Below are 18,254 nucleotides of genomic sequence, written 5' to 3'. Positions count from 1 at the left end.
ACACGCATCACCTACGCTGCGTGAACACCCCGTGTCCGGGAACCGGGGACAACTCCACGCTTTTCGTCGAGTTGACACCCCTACCTGCATGTGGCCAGCTCCTGGTGCGACTCGTGACGGGACCCCACCGCCAACGCAACCAACAACGCAACAGGCAGCCGCCCAACACAAACAGGCGTGCCATCAACCCGCCCACGGCGCCACCCCCCGATCAGATTGCCGGGGGTCTGGGGGCAGAGCCCCCAGGGGAAACCACGCAACACAACAGGGGAACCCTACGCAACAGGCGACCGAACCAACGGCGGATACAACACCTCAACACCCCCACGCCGAAACAAGGCAGCCGGCCGCCCCCCATCCCGACTGGTGCTCTCCCCAGTAGCCACCAGAAACCCACCCACCCCAGTCACCTTCCGATGAAAATTCCGAGGATCCAACCCAACCCCCCAAACAATCTCGTACACCCTCCTCAACTCAGCCACCGTGAACTCCTCCCCACAAAACGCAGTCCCCAACGACGTGTACTCCAACTTCGCCCGAGCCCTCTCCACCCCATCCCCCAAGATCCGCGCATGGTCGAAGGCCAACGCAGACACCTCAGCCACCGGCACCCAAGAAGCAGAAGCCGCATCAGTCCCAGCCACGGGAACAGGCAAATCCGGCGCCAACGCCAAATAAGCCACAGAAACAACCCTCATCCGAGGATCCCGCCGAGGCTCCCCATACGTCCCCAACTGCTCGAGATGCAGCCCGGACACCCCGGTCTCCTCACCAAGCTCCCGAACAGCCGCGTCATCCACCGACTCGTCGACCCGGACGAACCCCCCGGGCAACGCCCACCGCCCCCGGAACGGCGCCTCCCCCCGCCGCACCAGCAACGCACACAACGCATCCCCCCGCACGGTCAGCACCACCAGATCGACCGTGACAGCGAAGGGAGGGAAATCACTTGGCGAATACACGTCCCACAGCATAGGCTTATCGTCAGTTGGACGACAAGCGCACGATCGGGGGGTCGAGCGCTTGTCGTCCACCTCCACACCAGCCCGGCTCGGGCAGACGAGAGGCAGCACGATGGCCGACATCAGCACCTACCCCGGATTCCGCCACCTCAGGGGAACCCCGACGGTCCACATCAGACACGTCGAGAAGGGCAAGCTGGTCCACGAGGGCACGGGCCTGAGCTTCTGGTTCCGCCCCAGGACCGCCGTCCTGAGCGAGGTCCCGGTGGACGACAGGGAACTCCCGATGCTCTTCCACGCGCGGACCCAGGACCACCAGGACGTCACGGTCCAGCTGACGGTCACCTACCGCTGCACCGACCCGGAGACGGCCACGGCGCGCATCGACTTCTCGATCGACCCGGACACCGGCACCTGGCGCCAGGACCCGTTGAGCCAGATCGCGAACACCCTCACCGAGAGCACCCAGCAGCACGCGCTGAAGATCCTCGGCACCCTCGACCTCGAAACGGCGATCAGGACCGGCGTCGAGAGGGTCAAGGCGGCGGTCGGCGCCAACCTGAAGGCGGACCACATCGGCCTGGAGATCATCGACGTGCGCGTGGTCGCGATCCGCCCGGACGCCGACATGGAGAAGGCCCTCCAGACCACCATCAGGGAGAGGGTCCAGCAGGAGGCCGACAAGGCCACCTACGAACGCCGGGCCATGGCCGTCGAGCGCGAGCGCGCGATCAGCGAGAACGAGCTCCAGAACCAGATCGAGCTCGCGAAGCGCGAGGAGCTCCTAGTGGTACAACGGGGTGCGAACGCGTTGAAGAAGGCCGAGGACCACGCCAGGGCCAGCCGAGTCGCCGACGACGCGAAGGCCGACGGCATCCGCAAGCTCGCCGAGGCCGAGGCCGCCGGCGAGAAGGCGCGCCTGGACGCCTACAGGGAGGTTCCGCAGGATCTCCTCTACGCGCTGGCGGCGAAGGAGCTCGCCGGCAACCTGCCGGAGATCGGCAGCATCACGCTCACGCCGGATCTCATCCAGCCGATCCTGCAGCGGCTCGCGCGATGAGCCTCGCGCCGAGAATTGTGCTGGTGCACCGGCGCACCGAGCTGACAGAGTTGCTGGCACGACACGGGACCAGAGGGCAGGTCGAGTTCTTCCTCAAGTCCCGCAACAGAACCCTGGACGAGGTGGTGGACCGTGACCAGCAGGCCAGACGGGCGTTGGGAGACGTCGGCGCCGCGATCCCGCTCGACTGGCGCCGTGGCGTCGTCGAGCGGGAAGACCTGTCGCGGTTCCTGTTCGCGCCCGAGGACGTAGTCGTCATCGTCGGGCAGGACGGGCTCGTCGCGAACGTCGCGAAGTACCTCGACGGCCAGCCCGTGATCGGCATCAACCCGGACCGGGGCGTGCTCGCCCGGCACGCTCCGCAGGACGCCGGGGAACTCCTCCGCAGCACCGGGAACGTCGAGGAGCGCACGATGGTCGAGGCGAGGTCGGACGACGGCCAGACCCTCTGCGCGCTCAACGAGATCTACGTGGGCCACCCGAGCCACCAGACCAGCCGCTACCGCATCGCGGGCGAACGCCAGGCGTCGTCCGGCGTCCTCGTCGGCAGCGGCACGGGCGCGACGGGCTGGTGCAGTTCGGCCCACCGCGAGCGGAAGAGTCCGCTCGGCCTCCCCTCCCCGACCGAACGCAGGCTCGTCTGGTTCGTCCGGGAGGCGTGGCCGTCGCCGGGCACCGGGATCGAGCACACCGAGGGCGAGATCACCGGCCGGCCCCTCGACGTCGAGGTCGAGTCGGACGGCCTGGTGGCGTTCGGCGACGGCATCGAGAGCGACGCGCTACGACTGGGCTGGGGCCAGCGGCTGAGCATCGGACTCGCCGCCCGCAGGCTCCGCCTCGTGCGCTGACCCGATCACCAGCAGGCACACGCCGGACAACACCGCGCCGGCGATCAGGTAGAGCGCGATCGCCCAGGTTCCGGTGCGCAGCAACGACTGCGCGACCAGCGGGGCGAGCCCGCCGCCCAGCACGGCACCGAGCTGGAAGCTCAACGCCACCCCGCTGTAGCGGACGCGGGTCCGGAAGAGCTCGGCGAAGTAGGCGGCGGACGGGCCGAACAACGCCGCGGAGCCGACGAACCCGAGCACCATCGCGAACGTGAACCAGCCCGAGTCCGTGAGCCAGAACAAGGGGAACGCGAACGCGGCCTGGAAGATCGCGCCGCCGAACATCACCGGCAGACGGCCGATGCGGTCCGACAACAGCGCGAAGGCGGGCACCGCCACCACCTGAGCCACGGACCCGACGATCGTCGCGATCAGCAGGTCGTCCGCGGAGATCTTCAACGCCGTGCGCCCGTAGCCGATCATGAACACGCTCAGCACGTAGATGAAGATCGTGAAGCCGAGGTTCACCCCGGCGCCCAGCAGCACCACGCGCCACCGGTCGCGCAGCACCTCCGCGATCGGCAGCCGCGCCTTCTCGGCCCGTTCGAACCGCGGCGACTCCGCCACGCGCAGCCGGATGTAGAGGCCGATCCCGACCAGCACGACCGAGAACAGGAACGGCAGCCTCCAGCCCCAGCTCAGGAAGTCCGGCCCGGACGCGCGCGAGGACGCGTACATCGCGAGGTTCGCCAGCACGAGCCCGACCGGCGACCCGATGAACACCCAACTGCCGTACCAGCCCCACCGCCCCGGCGGCGCGTGCTCGACCGCCATCAGCGACGCACCACCCTGCTCGCCGCCCATGAAGAACCCCTGGACGAGTCTCAGCAACACGAGCAGCAGCGGCGCCAGGATGCCGACCTGGGCGTAGGTCGGCAGCAGGCCGATCAACGCCGTCGACGCACCCGTGACCGACAGTGTGATCACCAGCATCGGGCGTCGCCCGATCCGGTCGCCGAGGTGACCGATCACCGCGCCGCCCAGCGGCCGGGCGAAGAAGCCGGCGCCGAACGTGGCGAACGCGAGCAGCACACCGACGCGCGAGTCGAACTGCGGGAAGAAGATCTTGTCGAACACCAGCGCCGACGCCGTGCCGTAGAGCAGGAAGTCGTACAGCTCGATCGTGTTGCCGACGGCCGACGCCGCTGCCACTTTCCGCACCCCCGTCATCGTTCCAGCCTGGTCGAGGGATTGACACTGCGCAATGGTCCGGTCACCCTTCGTCCTACGTTCCTACTGTTCAGTAACGAGGTAGCAATGACGCGCCGAGTGACTGTTGTTTCCCTGCTCACGGCCCTGTTCGCGGCCCTGCTGGTACCGCACGCCAGCGCCGCTCCCACGTACCGGAACTACGTCTCGCTCGGAGATTCGTTCGTCTCGGGACCGTTCATCCCCCTGCAGCGGCTCGATCCGCTGAGCTGTTTCAAGTCCACCCAGAACTACCCGTCCGTGCTCGCGAAGCGGCTCGGCATCGCGAACTTCACCGACATCTCCTGCGGTGGCGCGCAGACCGAGGACATGGCGGGCGTCCAGAGCGGCATCCCCGGCCAGTCGGTGACGCAGTTCTCCGCGTTGAAGCCGGACACCGACCTCGTCACCGTCTCCATCGGCGGCAACGACATCGGCTTCTCCGACATCATCCTGACCTGCGCCGGCAAGAGCATCTCCGACCCGAACGGCGCGCCCTGCAAGGCGAACTTCGGCGACTCGCTCGGCCAGCGCGTCGACGCCACCGCCTCGAAGGTCGCCGCGGTGCTCCAGGGCATCAAGCAGCGCAGCCCGAAGGCCAAGATCGTCGTCGTGGGCTACCTGCGCATCCTGCCGTCGTCCGGTGGCTGCTGGCCGATCGTGCCGATCGCGAAGGGCGACGTGCCGTTCCTCGACAACGTGCAGCAGCAGCTGAACGGAATGCTCGGCGCACAGGCGAAAGCCGCCGGTGCCACGTTCGTGAACCCGTACGACATCAGCTCCGGTCGCGATACGTGTGCGGCACCGTGGGACAAGTGGGTCGAGGGCATCATCCCGACGAGCCTCGCGTTCCCCGTTCACCCGAACGCCAAGGGCATGGCTGCGGTGGGTAAGCAGGTCGCCGCCGCGCTCGCCGGGACGGAACTGAGCGGCGTCTAGTTGCACTGAGTCGCGGCGGTTTACACGATCTGGTGTTACCGCCCGGTTGAATGGAATCGCGGGTCCTTGCCACGCCACAGTGTTGGCATGGCAAGGACCCGAATCTTGTTGGCCTGTCTCGTGCTCGCCGCCCCGCTCATCCCCGCGACGGCTCAGGCGGCACCACTGACAGAGGCCCTCTTCCCCGCAGCCGGCGTGACGCTGTCGGTGCAGCCGGAGATGGGCACGCTCAGCACCACGCAGCTGACCTGCGAACCCACGGGCGGGCTGCACCGCAACGCCCAGCAGGCGTGCGAGCAGCTCACGCCCGTCGAGGGCGACTTCCGCAGAATCGGCACGGCGGACGTGATGTGCACGATGGAGCTGAACCCGACCAAGGCCACGTTGCGCGGCAAGTGGCGCAACAAGAAGATCGACTTCCAGCAGGTGTACTCGAACCCGTGCGTGCTGCGCGCGCACACCGGCAAGGTCTTCGACTTCTGATCCCCTGACCGCGCCACCGGTGTTCCAGCGCACCGCCGTCGTGCTGGAACACCGGTGGCGTTCAGCTCGCCCTGCCCAGGTCCTGCACGCTGAGTTCGTTCGCCGGGAAGCGCGGGCGGGGCTCAGCTCGCACGGCCTAGCATGCCGGGCATGGGGGACTTCCTGGTCTACACGATCGGCTTCCCGGTCACGTTCCTGCTGCTGGTGCTGGGCATGGCACTGGCCGCGCGCCGCATCCTCGGCCTGCGCATCGGCCTCATCCGCACCGCGCTGGCGTGCGCGCTCGCGATGTCCATCGCGCAGAACGCCTTCGGCGAGACCACCGCCGAGCCGTCCGCGGGGCTGGTGACGCTCCAACTCGGACTGTCCATTCTCGCCGTGATCGCGCTGCTGGCGCTCGCGGAGATCATCGTCCCGACCGGGTCGATCCCGCCGCCCACCGAGTGGTGGGGCATGGCGCGGCGCCGGATCGCGCGGACCCGGCGCTACTCGCGGATCACCGCCATCGCCTTCCGGCACGGCCTGGGGCCCTACCTGCGCGGCCGGGAGCGCACGTCCACCGGTCTCGCGCGGTCGCTGCGGCTCGCGTTGCAGGACGCGGGCGTGACGTTCGTGAAGCTCGGGCAGGTGCTGTCGACGCGCGCCGACCTGTTGCCCGAGGACTTCGTCGAGGAACTGAGCCTGCTGCAGGACAAGGTGCCGGCGGCGAAGTGGGAGCAGGTCCGGGAGGTGCTCGACGCCGAGGTCGGGCTCGACGCGTTCCAGGAGGTCGATCCCGAGCCCCTGGCCGCCGCCTCGATCGCGCAGGTGCACCGGGCCGTGTTGCGCTCCGGCGCCGAGGTCGTCGTGAAGGTGCAACGGCCGGACGTGCGGGCGACGGCCGAGGGTGATCTCGACATCGTCTCCCGGCTGGCCGAGACGTTGCAGCGCACGCGGTGGGGTTCGGCACTGGGGGTCCGCGACCTCGCGGCCGGGTTCGCTGCGGCGTTGCGCGAGGAGCTCGACTTCAAGATCGAGGCACGCAACATCACGGCCGTGGCGGCGGCCTCGGACTCGTCGGTCGGGCTGCCGCACGTCCACCTGTCGACTTCCCGCGTGCTCGTCATGGACCGGCTCGACGGTGTGCCGTTGCGCGGTGCCTCCGAGGACGAGGGGCTCGCACGGACGTTGCTGCGCTTCGTGCTGCGCCAGGTGATGCTCGACGGCGTCTTCCACGCCGATCCGCACCCCGGCAACGTGCTGCTGCTCGCCGACGGACGCCTGGGCCTGCTCGACTTCGGCTCGGTCGGGCGGATCGACTCCGCGCTGCGCTCGGCGTTGCAACGGCTGCTGCTCGCCATCGACCGCGGCGACCCCGCAGGACTGACGGACGCGCTGCTGGAGCTGACCTCACGGCCGGAGGACATCGACGAGCAACGGCTGGAGCGCGCGCTCGGTCAGTTCATGGCTCGGCACCTCGGCGCGGGCATGCGGCCGGACGTGGAGATGTTCGGCGACCTGTTCCTGATCGTGTCGCGGTTCGGGCTGAGCATCCCGCCGGAGATCGCGGCCGTGTTCCGGGCCCTGGCGACGCTGGAGGGCACGCTGGCGGTGCTGGCGCCGGGCTTCAACATCGTGGTCGAGTCGCGGTCGTTCGCGGCCGAGCAGATCTCCGAACGGCTCACGCCGGAGTCGGTGAAGCGGACGATGGCTGAGGAGCTCCAGGCCGTGCTGCCGATGCTGCGGCGGCTGCCGCGGCGGATCGACCGGATCACCGGGGCCATGGAGCAGGGACGTCTGAGCATGTCGATGAGGCTGTTCGCGGACGAACGCGACCGGTCGTTCATCACGGGCCTGCTGCACCAGGCGATGCTCACGGCGCTGGGCGCGACCGCGGGCGTGATGGCGGTGCTGCTGCTCGGCTCGACCGGCGGGCCGCAGATCTCGCCGGACGTCGGGTTGTACCAGGTGTTCGGCTACAACCTGCTGATCATCAGCGTGCTGCTGGGCCTGCGCGTCGTCGTCGCGGTGTTCAGGCCCCGTTCATCTCCGGGTGCCTAGAACTGCCTGCGGTAGACCGAGACGTCGTCGCGCCACACCCCGAACTGGTCCGGAGCGGACTGGACGACCGTCATCTCGTTGAGGTGACCGAGGACCCGCCACGCGCGCGCAACCGCTTGCGCGCCCGCGTAGGCGATCGTGCAGAACCGGCGCGGCTCGACGACCGTGCGCACGCGGTCCACGTGACCGACGCTCATCGGCGTGTCGTGCCACAGGTCCAATGTGTACCCGGTGCGGATGGGGTCACCGGACCCCAGCACGCCCTCGATGCTGACGACCAGGCGGTCGTTCTCGAGCCTCAGGTCGTAGTGGCCGCTCCTCGGAGGAGTGCCACCGGTGTATGCGGAGCGTGCCGGGTCGAGCACCCAGTGCCCCAGAAAAGGCACGAGATCGTCACTCATGTGTGTCCCTTCGCGGAACCTGCGCCACTGGCGGATTGTCCGGCGGATCGACGTGGGCGACCATCACCCGATGAGTTATGAGACGGGCGTCCGGTGGAAGTGGATACCGGCCGTCGTGCTCGGCTTCGTGCTGCTGAGCTGGATCGTGTTCGAGGCACTCGACCTCATCGACTTCGACGGTGTCGTGACGTGGGTGCGCGGCATCGACCCGATGTGGGCTGCGGCGGCGATCTTCGCCCTGCTCGTCGTGGACGTGCTGCTGCCCGTGCCGTCCACGCCGCTCATCGTGCTGGCGGGAACTGCACTCGGCCTGCCCCTCGGGCTGGCACTCGCGGTCGTCGGATCACTGGGTTCCTCTGCCGCAGGGTACGCCCTGGGGCGGTTCGCGGGCCCGCTGCTGGTGCGCCGGGTGGTGACCATCGAGGAGCTCACGGAGATGCGGCGCTGGGGCCGTCAGTTCGGGCCGTGGTTCTTCGGGGTGGCGCGCGGGATCCCGATGATGGCGGAGACCGTGTCGGTGTCCGCGGGTGTCTCCAGGGTGTCGTTCCGGCAATTCATGTCGTACACGCTCATCGGAACCCTGCCCATCTGCGCCGCCTACGTGTTCGCCGGCTCGAAGGCCGACACCGTGGAGCAGATCGTGATGATCAGCGCGGTCGGTTTCCTGCTGACGGTCGGCCTCTTCTACCTCCTGCGCCGGCTCGTGAAGGCGGCGCCTTAGGAAAACCCTTTGCGCGGTGTGGTTGTATTAATGAGCGCCCGGTGCGCAGCGGAGGGTTACTTCTGGTGATTCTCAGGTTCAACTCCTGAGGCCGGTTCCGGCCGGTCTCTGCTCACCCCGGTGAGCACGTCACCTTCCGTGATTTGATCTCGGGCGTCCACCAACTCCACATCGGCCGACAATTAATTCGCTGGCGTGACGTGGTTATATGGAAATAGCACCCGGTGCGAAAGTCCACGGCTACTTCATTCGAGATGAAACCCATGCCGCGGGCGCGTTTGACCTCGGGAGCGCACAACTCCACACGTGTCCGGTGCGAAGCAGAGGGTTACTTCCACTGTTAATGGGCGGGTTGCGGGTTCGAGTCCCGCCAGACGGGAAACCGGCTGTAGCTCAAAACGGCAGAGCAGCTACGTACCTTCCGCGACTTTGATCTCGGACACGTGTGGGGTTCGTGGGCTCCCCTTTTGTTTCTCCGAGGGGGAAGAGCCGATGGCGAAGTTCAACATCTTCCGCGCACGTCCGGCGGGCACCAGCCCTGTCGCCACGGCGCCAGGACCGACCGGCCGCACCTACGAGGGCGGCGACGGCTACGCGCGCGACACGAAGTCCGAGCTGTTCCTGCTCGCCGTGTCCAACATGGGCGGCGAGGACACCTTCTACGAGTCCGGCACCCAGCGCGACAACCGCTTCGCCCAGCTAGTGCACGAGGCGGCGCTCGCGGATCCCGAGTGGACCGCGCGCCTGCTCGCGTGGCTGCGCGGCGAGGCGAACATGCGCACCGCGTCGCTGGTGGGCGCGGCGGAGTTCGTCCTCGCGCGACTGGTGGCCGAGTCCGGCGCGGGCGTCACCAACCGCGCCGTCGTCGACTCCGTCCTGCAGCGCGCCGACGAGCCGGGCGAACTCCTCGCGTACTGGACGGCCCAGAACGGCCGGCGCGTGCCGAAGCCGATCAAGCGCGGCATCGCCGACGCCGTCGGACGCCTGTACGACGAGCGCGCGGTCCTCAAGTGGGACAGCGACGCCCGCGGCTTCCGCATGGCCGACGTCCTGAACCTCGCCCACCCCTCGCCTGCCGCTTCGTGGCAGGGCTCGCTCTTCCAGTACGTCCTCGACCGCCGCCGCGACGCCGACACCTCGGTGCCCGAGGCGCTGCGCGTGATCGCGGCCCGCCGGGAGCTGATGGCGTGGCCCGTGGAGCAGCGCCGTGCGCTCTTCTCGCGTCCCGACGCGGTCGACGTGCTGCGCGGCGCCGGGATGACGTGGGAGGCCGTGGCCGGCTGGCTGCAGGGGCCGTTGACCCGTGAGGTGTGGGAGGCGCTCGCGCCGTCCATGGGGTACATGGCCGCGCTCCGCAACCTCAGGAACTTCGACGAGGCCGGCATGTCCGACCAAGTCGCGTCCCAGGTCGCGGCACGTCTGGCCGACCCCGGCCAGGTCGCGCGCTCGCGGCAGTTCCCGTTCCGCTTCCTGTCCGCCTACGAGGCCGCGCCGAGCCTGCGCTGGGGCCACGCCCTGGACCAGGCGCTGCAGGCGTCGCTGTCGAACCTGCCCGCGCTGCCGGGCCGGTCGCTGATCCTGATCGACACCTCGGCGTCGATGACGGGTGGCGCGATCTCGGCCCGCTCGAAGGTCACCCCGGCCAAGGCCGCGGCGGTCTTCGGCGTCGCACTGGGCGCGAAGGGCGAGCAGGTCGACGTCGTCGGGTTCGCGGACGGCACGTTCCGGCACGACGTGCCGCGCGGGGCGTCGGTGATCCGCGAGGTCAGCCGGTTCCTCGAGCGGATCGGAGAGGTCGGGCACGGCACCGACATCGTCGGGTCGCTGAAGCGCTCGTACCGGGGTCACGACCGCGTGTTCATCATCTCGGACATGCAGACGATGTCCGGGTACTACGGCAACGGGGTCTCGGACGTCGTGCCGAAGCACGTGCCGGTGTACGGGTTCAACCTCGGTGGTTACAAGAACGCCGCGTACGCCACCGGCAAGGCCGGCAGGCACGAATTCGGAGGCCTGTCGGACGCGACGTTCCGCATGGTCCCGCTTCTCGAAGCGGGCCAGAACGCGACCTGGCCGTTCTGACGTGTGAGGGCTCCCCTGACGTGGAGAGTCCTCACACTTACTATCAGTAAGCGCCCTCACCAGGTATGATGCCGCCATGGAGTACAACGTGTTCGCGAAGGCGTGCCCGTCACGTCCCTTGCTGGAGCACGTCACCGGCAGGTGGGGCGGGCTGACGCTGGGCGTGCTCGTCGACGGCCCGCTGCGGTTCAACGAGCTGCGCCGCCGGGTCGACGGGGTCAGCGAGAAGATGCTCTCCCAGACGCTGCAGGCGCTGGAGCGCGACGGGTTGGTGAACCGCGACGCGCAGCCCACGAACCCGCCGCGCGTCGACTACAGCCTCACGCCGCTCGGGCGCGACACCGCGGAGCGGTTGCTGTCGTTGATCCACCTGCTGGAGGCGCGGATGCCCGAGGTGCTGGACGCGCAGAAGGCCTACGACGCGCGTTGAAAGGCTGCGGACTCTGCTGGACCGAGGCCGAACTGGCGCTGCTCGACGGTGATCCGGCGCTCGTGCCGGACGAGGTCGTGTGGCAGTTCGCCTGGGAGGTCGAGGACCACTTCGAGCCCGACGAGTACGGGCCCGCCTGGCGACGACTCGCGCACAGGGTGGTCGGGTTGCTCACCGAGGACCCCGACTCCCGGCTCACCATGGGGCTGACGTGGGCGGGGTTCTCGCACTGGCCGGAAGCCGAACGCACCGCGCTCTACGCGCAGGTCACCGACATCGTCCTGCGTGCGGCGTCGGACGAGGAACGCCACAAGGACCTCGGGGAGCTGATCGAGGCCGCCGCGCAGCTCGACCAGAGCATGGTCCCGTGGCTGCGCCTGGTCGACACGCTCCCCGACGAGGTCGTCGAGCACCTCGCCGAGGAGTGGTCGGACTGCGACAAGGCGAGCAGCACCTTCGGCACGTGGTTGCGGTGGACCGACCCCACGCCTCAGGACGAGGTGCTGGAGTGGCTCAGCACTCGATGACGTTCACGGCGAGCCCGCCGCGTGCCGTCTCCTTGTACTTCACCGACATGTCCTTGCCGGTGTCCCGCATGGTCTTGATGACCTTGTCGAGCGACACGAGGTGCGAGCCGTCACCGCGCAGAGCCATGCGCACAGCCGTGATCGCCTTGATGGACGCGACGGCGTTGCGTTCGATGCACGGGATCTGCACGAGGCCGCCGATCGGGTCGCACGTCAGGCCGAGGTTGTGCTCCATGGCGATCTCGGCGGCGTTCTCGACCTGTTCGGGGGTGCCGCCGAGGACCTCGGCGAGTCCGCCGGCGGCCATCGAGCAGGCCGAGCCGACCTCGCCCTGGCAGCCGACCTCGGCGCCGGAGATCGACGCGTTCTCCTTGAACAGCACGCCGATCGCGCCGGCGGTCAGCAGGAAGCGGACCACTCCGTCGTCGGACGCGCCCGGCACGAACCTCGTGTAGTAGTGCAGGACCGCCGGGACGATGCCGGCCGCACCGTTGGTCGGCGCGGTGACGACACGGCCGCCTGCCGCGTTCTCCTCGTTGACGGCCAGGGCGAAGAGCGTCACCCAGTCCATGACCCGTAGCGGGTCGGTGACGAAGTGCTCGCCCTCGAGGCGCTTGCGCATCTCGGCGGCGCGGCGGCGGACCTTGAGGCCGCCGGGCAGGACGCCGTGCTCGGTGCAGCCGCGTTCGACGCACTCCTGCATGACGTGCCAGATGTGCAGGAGTCCTTGGCGCACCTCGTCTTCGGTGCGCCACGACAGCTCGTTGGCCATCATGATCTCGCTGATCGACAGGCCGGTCTCGCGGCAGCGCGCGAGGAGCTGGTCGCCGGTCAGGAACGGGTGCGGCAGCGGTGTGGAGTCCGGCTTGATCCGGTCGGTGCCCGAGGCGTTCTCGTCGACGACGAAACCGCCGCCGATCGAGTAGTAGACGGCGTGCTCGACGGACTTGCCGCCGCTGAAGGCCTCGAAGCTCATCCCGTTGGGGTGCAGCGGAAGCGACTTGCGGCGGTGCATGACGAGGTCGCGGTCGTGCACGAAGCCGATCTCGTGCTCGCCGCCGAGCCGGAGCCGTCCGCCGGAGACGATCTCCTCGACGCGCGTCGCCGCAGCGGTGGGGTCGACCTCTTCGGGGAGGTTGCCCTCGAGGCCGAGGAACACGGCCTTCGGGCTGCCGTGGCCGTGTCCGGTCGCGCCGAGCGAGCCGAACAGCTCGACGTGGACGCGGTCCACTGAGGACAGTCGCTCGCCGAGCTTGTCGACGAACATCGCCGCCGCGCGCATCGGGCCGACCGTGTGGGAGCTGGACGGTCCGATGCCGACGGAGAACAGGTCGAAAACGCTGATCGCCACTGATCAGTCCTTCGTGGTGGTGGAGCGGTCAGTCAGGTCCATGGTCAGTCGGACTTGGTGAGTTCGGCGTACTTCGCCGCGGTGAGGAGGTTCTCCGCCGACTCGACGCGGACCTTGAACAGCCAGCCGGCGCCGTACGGGTCGGTGTTCACGACCGCCGGGTCGTCCACGACGGCGCTGTTGACCTCGAGCACCTCACCGGTGACGGGCGAGAACAGGTCGCTGACGGACTTGGTGGACTCGAGCTCGCCGCAGACCTCGTTGGTGACGACCTTGGCGCCGACCTCGGGGAGCTGCACGTAGACGATGTCGCCGAGGGCGTCGGCCGCGTACTCGGTGATTCCGCAGGTCAGCGGGTCCTGGGTGCCCGGCGTCCAGTCGACCCACTCGTGCTCGACGGTGTAGAGCAGGTTCTCGGGGAACTCCACGGCGCGACTCCTCCAGCTGTGACGGGTCAGGAAACTTGCGCCCCCTCCGCCGTGCAGAGTTGCCTACCCCGAGTGGTCTTGCTGCCTGAGAGTGTGCGGGAGCTTGCCCCTTCGGCGCCCCGACTCGGTCGTCGAGGTCTCTCCCACGCGGGTTCTGGCGCTCGCGCGCCGCGGCCGGTGTTCAGTTGTCCGGGGCGAACGCTATGTGCGGCCCCCGCCGAGTGTCAACGCGGGACGGTCGAGCGGAACGCGAACGAGGCTCAGGTCGCTTTGTCCCAAGTGAACAATCGGCTTGGTGCCGGATAGTGCGATCCGCACAGTGACATGACCTTGCGACTGGCCCACATTATGAGATGTCGGCCACCGAACGGAGGAGTCATCGTGCGGATCGCAGTTCCTCGCGAGATCAAGAACCACGAGTACCGCGTCGCCCTCACCCCTGCCGGTGCGCACGAACTGACCAGCCGCGGGCACGACGTCTACGTCGAGCAGGGCGCCGGTCTGGGCTCCGCGATCACCGACGAGGAGTACCTCGCCGCGGGTGCGAAGGTCCTCGCGACCGCCGACGACGTCTGGGCGGAGGGCGACCTGGTCCTCAAGGTCAAGGAGCCGATCGCGCAGGAGTACCCCCGTCTCCGCGCCGGCCAGACCCTCTTCACGTACCTGCACCTCGCCGCCGACAAGCCGCTGACCGAGGCGCTGCTCGCGTCGCGCACCACGGCCATCGCCTACGAGACCGTGCAGCTGCCGAACCGCGCGCTGCCGCTGCTCGCCCCGATGTCCGAGGTCGCGGGCCGCCTGGCCCCGCAGGTCGGCGCGTTCGCGCTGATGAAGCCCTCCGGTGGCCGCGGTGTGCTGCCCGGCGGCGTCCCCGGTGTCGCCCCGGCCCGCGTGGTCGTCATCGGCGGTGGCGTGGCGGGTGTCAACGCCGCCACGATCGCCGTCGGCATGGGCGCGGACGTGCAGATCCTCGACACCAACGTCGACCGCCTGCGCCAGATCGACGCCCAGTTCCAGGGCCGCCTGCGCACGCTCGCGTCGAACTCGTTCGCCATCGAGCAGGCCGTCCGCGAGGCCGACCTGGTCATCGGCGCCGTGCTCGTCCCCGGTGCCGCCGCGCCGAAGCTCGTGTCGAACGCGCTGGTCGCGGACATGAAGCCGGGTTCGGTGCTCGTCGACATCGCCATCGACCAGGGCGGTTGCTTCGAGGACTCCCGCGCGACCACGCACGCCGAGCCGACCTACGAGGTCCACAACTCGGTGTTCTACTGCGTGGCGAACATGCCGGGCGCCGTCCCGCGCACCTCGACCTACGCGCTGACCAACGTGACGCTGCCGTACGCGGTCGCGCTGGCGGACAAGGGCTGGACGCAGGCGCTGAAGGACGACCGTTCGTTGGCCCTGGGCCTCAACGCCCACGAGGGCCTGCTGACCAACGGCCCGGTGGCCGAGGCGACCGGTCTGCTCCACACGCCGCTCGAGAGCGTGGTCTGAAAGCCAACTGAATGAATGAGGCCCCCGCACGCGTGAACCGCTGCGGGGGTTTCGGCTATCTGAGGGCGGCGACGCGCGCCTTGATGCCGTCGATGACGCAGTCCAGCCCGAACTCGAACTGGGTGTCGAGCGACCACAGGTTCGGCTCGTCCAGCATCGCGACGTAGCGGGGGTGCTCGTCCCGGTAGAGGTCGGCGATCTTCGCCAGGTCGGGCGGCGGCGAGTCCATCCCGCCGCGTCCGATGAAGTTGACCTCCGCGATCGCGTGGCCGTTGACGAAGCTGCCCACCGCGGAGATCGACTGGGCGGCGGCCGCGGTCGACAGGCCGGCGCGCAGCATGGGCTCGAACATGGCGTCCGCGAACGCCACCGCGTTCGGGCCGATCGTGTTGAACTCCCCGATCCCGCGGATCCACCACGGGTGCTTGAGCGCGAGCTGGCGCAGCTCGCGCATCATCGCGCGCACCGCGGTCTCCCACTCGGCCTCGGGATCGGGGAGGGTGAACTCGCCGTAGACCTCGTCCAGGCAGAGCTCGATCAACGCGTCCTTCGTGGGCACGTGCCAGTAGAGCGACATGGGTGCCGCGCCGAGTTCGGCGGCGAGCTTGCGCATGGACAGCTTCTGCAGACCGTGCTCGTCCAGCATCTCCAGCGCCTTGCGGACGATCAACTCACGGCTCAAGCCGAGGGGCTGACCGCTGCTGGGCCTGGGCTTGCCGAACCACACGCTGTCCACGTCGGCGATCCTAGGCGCGCCTGAGGAGCACGCTGGCCACAACACCTCCCAGGAACACGGCGACAGCACCGACGGCGAGGCTGACGCTCATGCCGTTGGAGAACGCCTCGCGCACGACCGTGATGTCCGCACCGCTGTGCAGGGCCTCGCTCAGCGAACGCCCTGGAACGCCCTCCGGCAGTGACGCGACGAACCGCGCCGACAGCAGCGCGCCCAGCACCGCGATGCCGAACGAGGAGCCCAGTTCCGTGAGCGTGCCCGACAACCCGGACGCGATCCCGGCCCGTTCCGGCGGGATGGAGCCCATCAGCGCGTTGACCGCGACCGGTTGGGACACACCGACTCCGACGCCGATGAGCACCAGCCCGGCCAGCGTCGGCGGGTAGGTGGTGCCGATCGACAGCAGTGCCACACCGCCCGCGACGATCGTCATGCCGAGCAGCATCGCCCTGCCCGCACCGAGCTTGATCACGAGCTGTCCCAACGTGTTGCTGGTGATCAGCAACGCGATCGCCATCGGCGCCACGCGCACGCCGGCCTCCAGCGGGCTGTAGCCGAGCACGCCCTGGAGGTGTTGCGTCAGCAGGAAGAGCGAGCCCGCCATGCCGAACGCGGCCAGCACACCCGACGCCACCGCACCGGTGAACCGGCGGTTCCCGAAGAACCCGAGGTCGAGCATCGGGTCGGTGGTGTGCCGTTCCCACAAGGCGAATCCGGTCATGGTCACGAGCCCGATCGCGACGGGCACGCCGAACTCGGCCGAGCCGAACCCGTGCTCCGGCACCTCGATCACCGCGTACACGACCGACACCATGCCGACGATCGACAGGATCGAGCCGAGCACGTCAGGCCTGCGCACGGTCGGGTCCTTGGACTCCGGCACGAGGAACGCGACGGCCGCGACCGCGAGGAGGGCCACCGGCACGTTGATCAGGAACACCGAGCCCCACCAGAAGTGCTTGATCAGCGCGCCGCCGATCACCGGCCCGGCCGCGAAACCGAGGCTGCTGACGGCGGCCCAGATGCCGATGGCCTTCGGGCGTTCCTCGTCGTCGAACAACTGCATGAGCACGGCGAGCGTGCCCGGCATCAGCACCGCGGCGCCGATGCCCATGAAGCCGCGAGCCGCGATCAGCGCTTCCGACGAGGTCGCGTAGGCCGCGACCGCGCTGCCCGCGCCGAACAGGGCCAGACCCGCCAGGAGCGCGCGCTTGCGGCCGAACCTGTCGCTGAGCGACCCGGTCGTGAGCAGCAGGCCCGCCAGCGCGAGCGAGTAGGCGTTGATCATCCACTGGATGTCGGCGGTGCTCGCGTCCAAGCCCGTGGAGATGGACGGGATCGCCACGTTGAGCACGGTGTTGTCCAGCACCACGACCATCACGGACAGGCAGAGCACGCCGAGCACGGCCCAGCGTTGCGGGTGCGGGTGCACCACGGCCTTCTCGGTCGTCGAAGTCATCATCATCCCCCCTTACGGTGTACGAGGAAACTTACAGCGTACGAGACCGGAGGACGCAACGGGTTTTTGCTCAGAACTGAAAGGGATTCGGGAAAGCCCGGGGGTTCGGGGGTGTCCCCCGACCAACACTGCGGGCTACGGCGAAATTGGCCGAAGGTCAATGAGCATCGGAGTCCGCCACGTAAAGGGCGGCCGCGCTCAACCAGCCTGGGGGTCACTGGGAGCGGGGCCGCCGTCACCAAATATAGCGGGCCGTCGGGGGTCACGCCCAGCACCCCCACCTAAACGGGACCCAAAAGTTTCCCCGAGTGGACCACTGCCCGACCTCGGACCGTCCAGCAAACGAGTGAATTCCGCGGATCGTGGTGCGGCGAGCAGGGGGTTCGGCCGATGTAGACCAAGTCGGGTGTCCCTCGAAGGGAGATTCCATGGCTGAACCACAGGGATGGATCCACTGCCACGACCCGTTCGGTCGTGACAGGTCCATGACCGTGCTGGTGGAGAACGACCGCGTCCTGCTGGTCACGCCTCCTGGCGAGACCGCTGTGATGTCCGCCACCCAGACGCGTCGCTTGGGCTCTTTGCTCGACCAGGCCACGGCGAAGATGTGATGGACGAGAACCTGCGCGACGCGGTGATGCAACGCCTGGCGTTGCTGGACAAGGTCGCCGAGCACGGAGAGGCCGAGGCGCTGGTTCCGTTGGCCCGCGCGGAGATCCACCGCCTCGCGGACGGCTGGCGCCTGCTGCTGACGGTGCACCAGCCGGACGAGGACGGTCGCTGCCGGGCCTGTCCCGGCTGGCTGCGCCGCCGCCGGTGGCCTTGCCAGGTCTGGAACATGGCGCACCAGCACCTCATCGGAGAAGGGCTGCCGCACCGCGAACGGCGTCGGCCGTTGCGCAACCCCTTCACTCGATCAGGTGTCATCGAGATGCCGGAGGAGAGTCCGGCGGAAATGACCACCGAGCTGCCGGTCCTGACCGACGCGCCACCGGTGGTGCACCGCGCGCCCGTCGTGTCTCGTCCGAAGCACGCCTTGCCGGAGTGACCTTTCAGGCAGGATGGG

19 protein-coding genes and 1 riboswitch are annotated in these 18,254 nt (G+C 68.8%); of the genes, 12 read left to right on the top strand and 7 right to left on the bottom strand.

Annotation, left to right across the window (positions count from 1 at the left end; all coding sequences use genetic code 11):
* Positions 1-275: 275 nt before the first annotated feature.
* On the bottom strand, positions 276-974 hold the full coding sequence (locus tag IE307_RS42785; RefSeq protein ID WP_191305225.1) for an NUDIX hydrolase: 699 nt from the start codon (positions 972-974) through the stop codon (positions 276-278).
* Between the two features lie 100 nt (positions 975-1,074).
* On the opposite strand from IE307_RS42785, the gene IE307_RS42780 reads away from it, so the two are divergent.
* Positions 1,075-2,022 (top strand): SPFH domain-containing protein, encoded by a 948-nt coding sequence (locus tag IE307_RS42780; protein WP_191305224.1) that lies wholly within the window; start codon positions 1,075-1,077, stop codon positions 2,020-2,022.
* A gap of 23 nt (positions 2,023-2,045) precedes the next feature.
* Positions 2,046-2,870, top strand: coding sequence for an NAD(+)/NADH kinase (locus tag IE307_RS42775; protein ID WP_229905595.1), 825 nt, complete (start codon positions 2,046-2,048; stop codon positions 2,868-2,870).
* Here IE307_RS42775 and IE307_RS42770 read toward each other — a convergent pair.
* Positions 2,802-4,061: an MFS transporter gene (locus IE307_RS42770; protein WP_229905594.1), complete on the bottom strand. Its 1,260-nt coding sequence runs from the start codon at positions 4,059-4,061 to the stop codon at positions 2,802-2,804. The two genes, IE307_RS42775 and IE307_RS42770, sit on opposite strands and share 69 nt — an antisense overlap.
* Positions 4,062-4,166: 105 nt before the next feature.
* On the opposite strand from IE307_RS42770, the gene IE307_RS42765 reads away from it, so the two are divergent.
* From IE307_RS42765 to IE307_RS42755, 3 genes are all read left to right on the top strand, one after another.
* Positions 4,167-5,036 carry an SGNH/GDSL hydrolase family protein gene (locus IE307_RS42765; RefSeq protein WP_191305221.1) on the top strand — a complete coding sequence of 290 codons (870 nt, stop codon included), beginning with the start codon at positions 4,167-4,169 and terminating at the stop codon, positions 5,034-5,036.
* Between the two features lie 87 nt (positions 5,037-5,123).
* Positions 5,124-5,519 (top strand): SSI family serine proteinase inhibitor, encoded by a 396-nt coding sequence (locus IE307_RS42760; RefSeq protein WP_191305220.1) that lies wholly within the window; start codon positions 5,124-5,126, stop codon positions 5,517-5,519.
* A 150-nt stretch (positions 5,520-5,669) separates the two neighbouring features.
* Positions 5,670-7,559, top strand: a complete 1,890-nt coding sequence (locus tag IE307_RS42755; protein ID WP_191305219.1) for an ABC1 kinase family protein — start codon at positions 5,670-5,672, stop codon at positions 7,557-7,559.
* Here IE307_RS42755 and IE307_RS42750 read toward each other — a convergent pair.
* Positions 7,556-7,960, bottom strand: coding sequence for a hypothetical protein (locus IE307_RS42750; protein WP_191305218.1), 405 nt, complete (start codon positions 7,958-7,960; stop codon positions 7,556-7,558). The two genes, IE307_RS42755 and IE307_RS42750, sit on opposite strands and share 4 nt — an antisense overlap.
* Before the next feature lie 70 nt (positions 7,961-8,030).
* Here IE307_RS42750 and IE307_RS42745 point away from each other — a divergent pair, with 70 nt between their 5' ends.
* The 4 genes from IE307_RS42745 (at position 8,031) to IE307_RS42730 (ending at position 11,720) form a co-directional block, all read left to right on the top strand.
* Entirely contained in the window at positions 8,031-8,681 is a 651-nt protein-coding gene (locus IE307_RS42745; protein ID WP_191305217.1) for a TVP38/TMEM64 family protein, read from the top strand.
* Positions 8,682-9,173: 492 nt separating this feature from the next.
* Positions 9,174-10,763 carry a TROVE domain-containing protein gene (locus tag IE307_RS42740; RefSeq protein WP_191305216.1) on the top strand — a complete coding sequence of 530 codons (1,590 nt, stop codon included), beginning with the start codon at positions 9,174-9,176 and terminating at the stop codon, positions 10,761-10,763.
* Positions 10,764-10,839: 76 nt separating this feature from the next.
* On the top strand, positions 10,840-11,193 hold the full coding sequence (locus IE307_RS42735; RefSeq protein ID WP_191305215.1) for a winged helix-turn-helix transcriptional regulator: 354 nt from the start codon (positions 10,840-10,842) through the stop codon (positions 11,191-11,193).
* A complete protein-coding gene (locus IE307_RS42730; protein ID WP_191305214.1) occupies positions 11,190-11,720 on the top strand; it encodes a hypothetical protein in 531 nt (176 codons plus the stop codon). Before IE307_RS42735 ends, IE307_RS42730 begins: the two co-directional genes overlap by 4 nt.
* Here the strand turns inward: IE307_RS42730 and IE307_RS42725 are convergent.
* A complete protein-coding gene (locus tag IE307_RS42725) occupies positions 11,707-13,071 on the bottom strand; it encodes an L-serine ammonia-lyase (RefSeq protein ID WP_191305213.1) in 1,365 nt (454 codons plus the stop codon). The two genes, IE307_RS42730 and IE307_RS42725, sit on opposite strands and share 14 nt — an antisense overlap.
* Positions 13,072-13,115: 44 nt before the next feature.
* Entirely contained in the window at positions 13,116-13,499 is a 384-nt protein-coding gene (gcvH, locus tag IE307_RS42720) for a glycine cleavage system protein GcvH (protein ID WP_191305212.1), read from the bottom strand.
* A gap of 63 nt (positions 13,500-13,562) precedes the next feature.
* Positions 13,563-13,655, bottom strand: a riboswitch (glycine riboswitch).
* Between the two features lie 225 nt (positions 13,656-13,880).
* Between gcvH and ald the strand changes: the two genes are divergently transcribed.
* The gene (gene ald / locus IE307_RS42715) at positions 13,881-14,993 is read left to right on the top strand and encodes an alanine dehydrogenase (protein ID WP_191305211.1); all 1,113 of its coding nucleotides are present in this window, start codon (positions 13,881-13,883) and stop codon (positions 14,991-14,993) included.
* Between the two features lie 55 nt (positions 14,994-15,048).
* On the opposite strand, the gene IE307_RS42710 is transcribed toward ald, so the two are convergent.
* Together IE307_RS42710 and IE307_RS42705 are read right to left on the bottom strand one after the other, a co-directional pair.
* Positions 15,049-15,729 (bottom strand): TetR/AcrR family transcriptional regulator, encoded by a 681-nt coding sequence (locus IE307_RS42710; protein WP_191305210.1) that lies wholly within the window; start codon positions 15,727-15,729, stop codon positions 15,049-15,051.
* 10 nt (positions 15,730-15,739) lie between these two features.
* Positions 15,740-17,188 (bottom strand): MFS transporter, encoded by a 1,449-nt coding sequence (locus tag IE307_RS42705; RefSeq protein WP_191305209.1) that lies wholly within the window; start codon positions 17,186-17,188, stop codon positions 15,740-15,742.
* Between the two features lie 428 nt (positions 17,189-17,616).
* Between IE307_RS42705 and IE307_RS42700 the strand changes: the two genes are divergently transcribed.
* Both IE307_RS42700 and IE307_RS42695 read left to right on the top strand, forming a co-directional pair.
* Positions 17,617-17,799, top strand: coding sequence for a hypothetical protein (locus IE307_RS42700; protein ID WP_045312139.1), 183 nt, complete (start codon positions 17,617-17,619; stop codon positions 17,797-17,799).
* Positions 17,799-18,236 (top strand): hypothetical protein, encoded by a 438-nt coding sequence (locus IE307_RS42695; protein WP_229905593.1) that lies wholly within the window; start codon positions 17,799-17,801, stop codon positions 18,234-18,236. Before IE307_RS42700 ends, IE307_RS42695 begins: the two co-directional genes overlap by 1 nt.
* The last annotated feature ends 18 nt before the right edge of the window (positions 18,237-18,254 follow it).

The organism is Lentzea cavernae, assembly GCF_014653695.1.
GTDB classification, from domain to species: Bacteria; Actinomycetota; Actinomycetes; order Mycobacteriales; family Pseudonocardiaceae; genus Lentzea; species Lentzea cavernae.
This window is presented reverse-complemented; position numbering and strand designations above follow the sequence as displayed.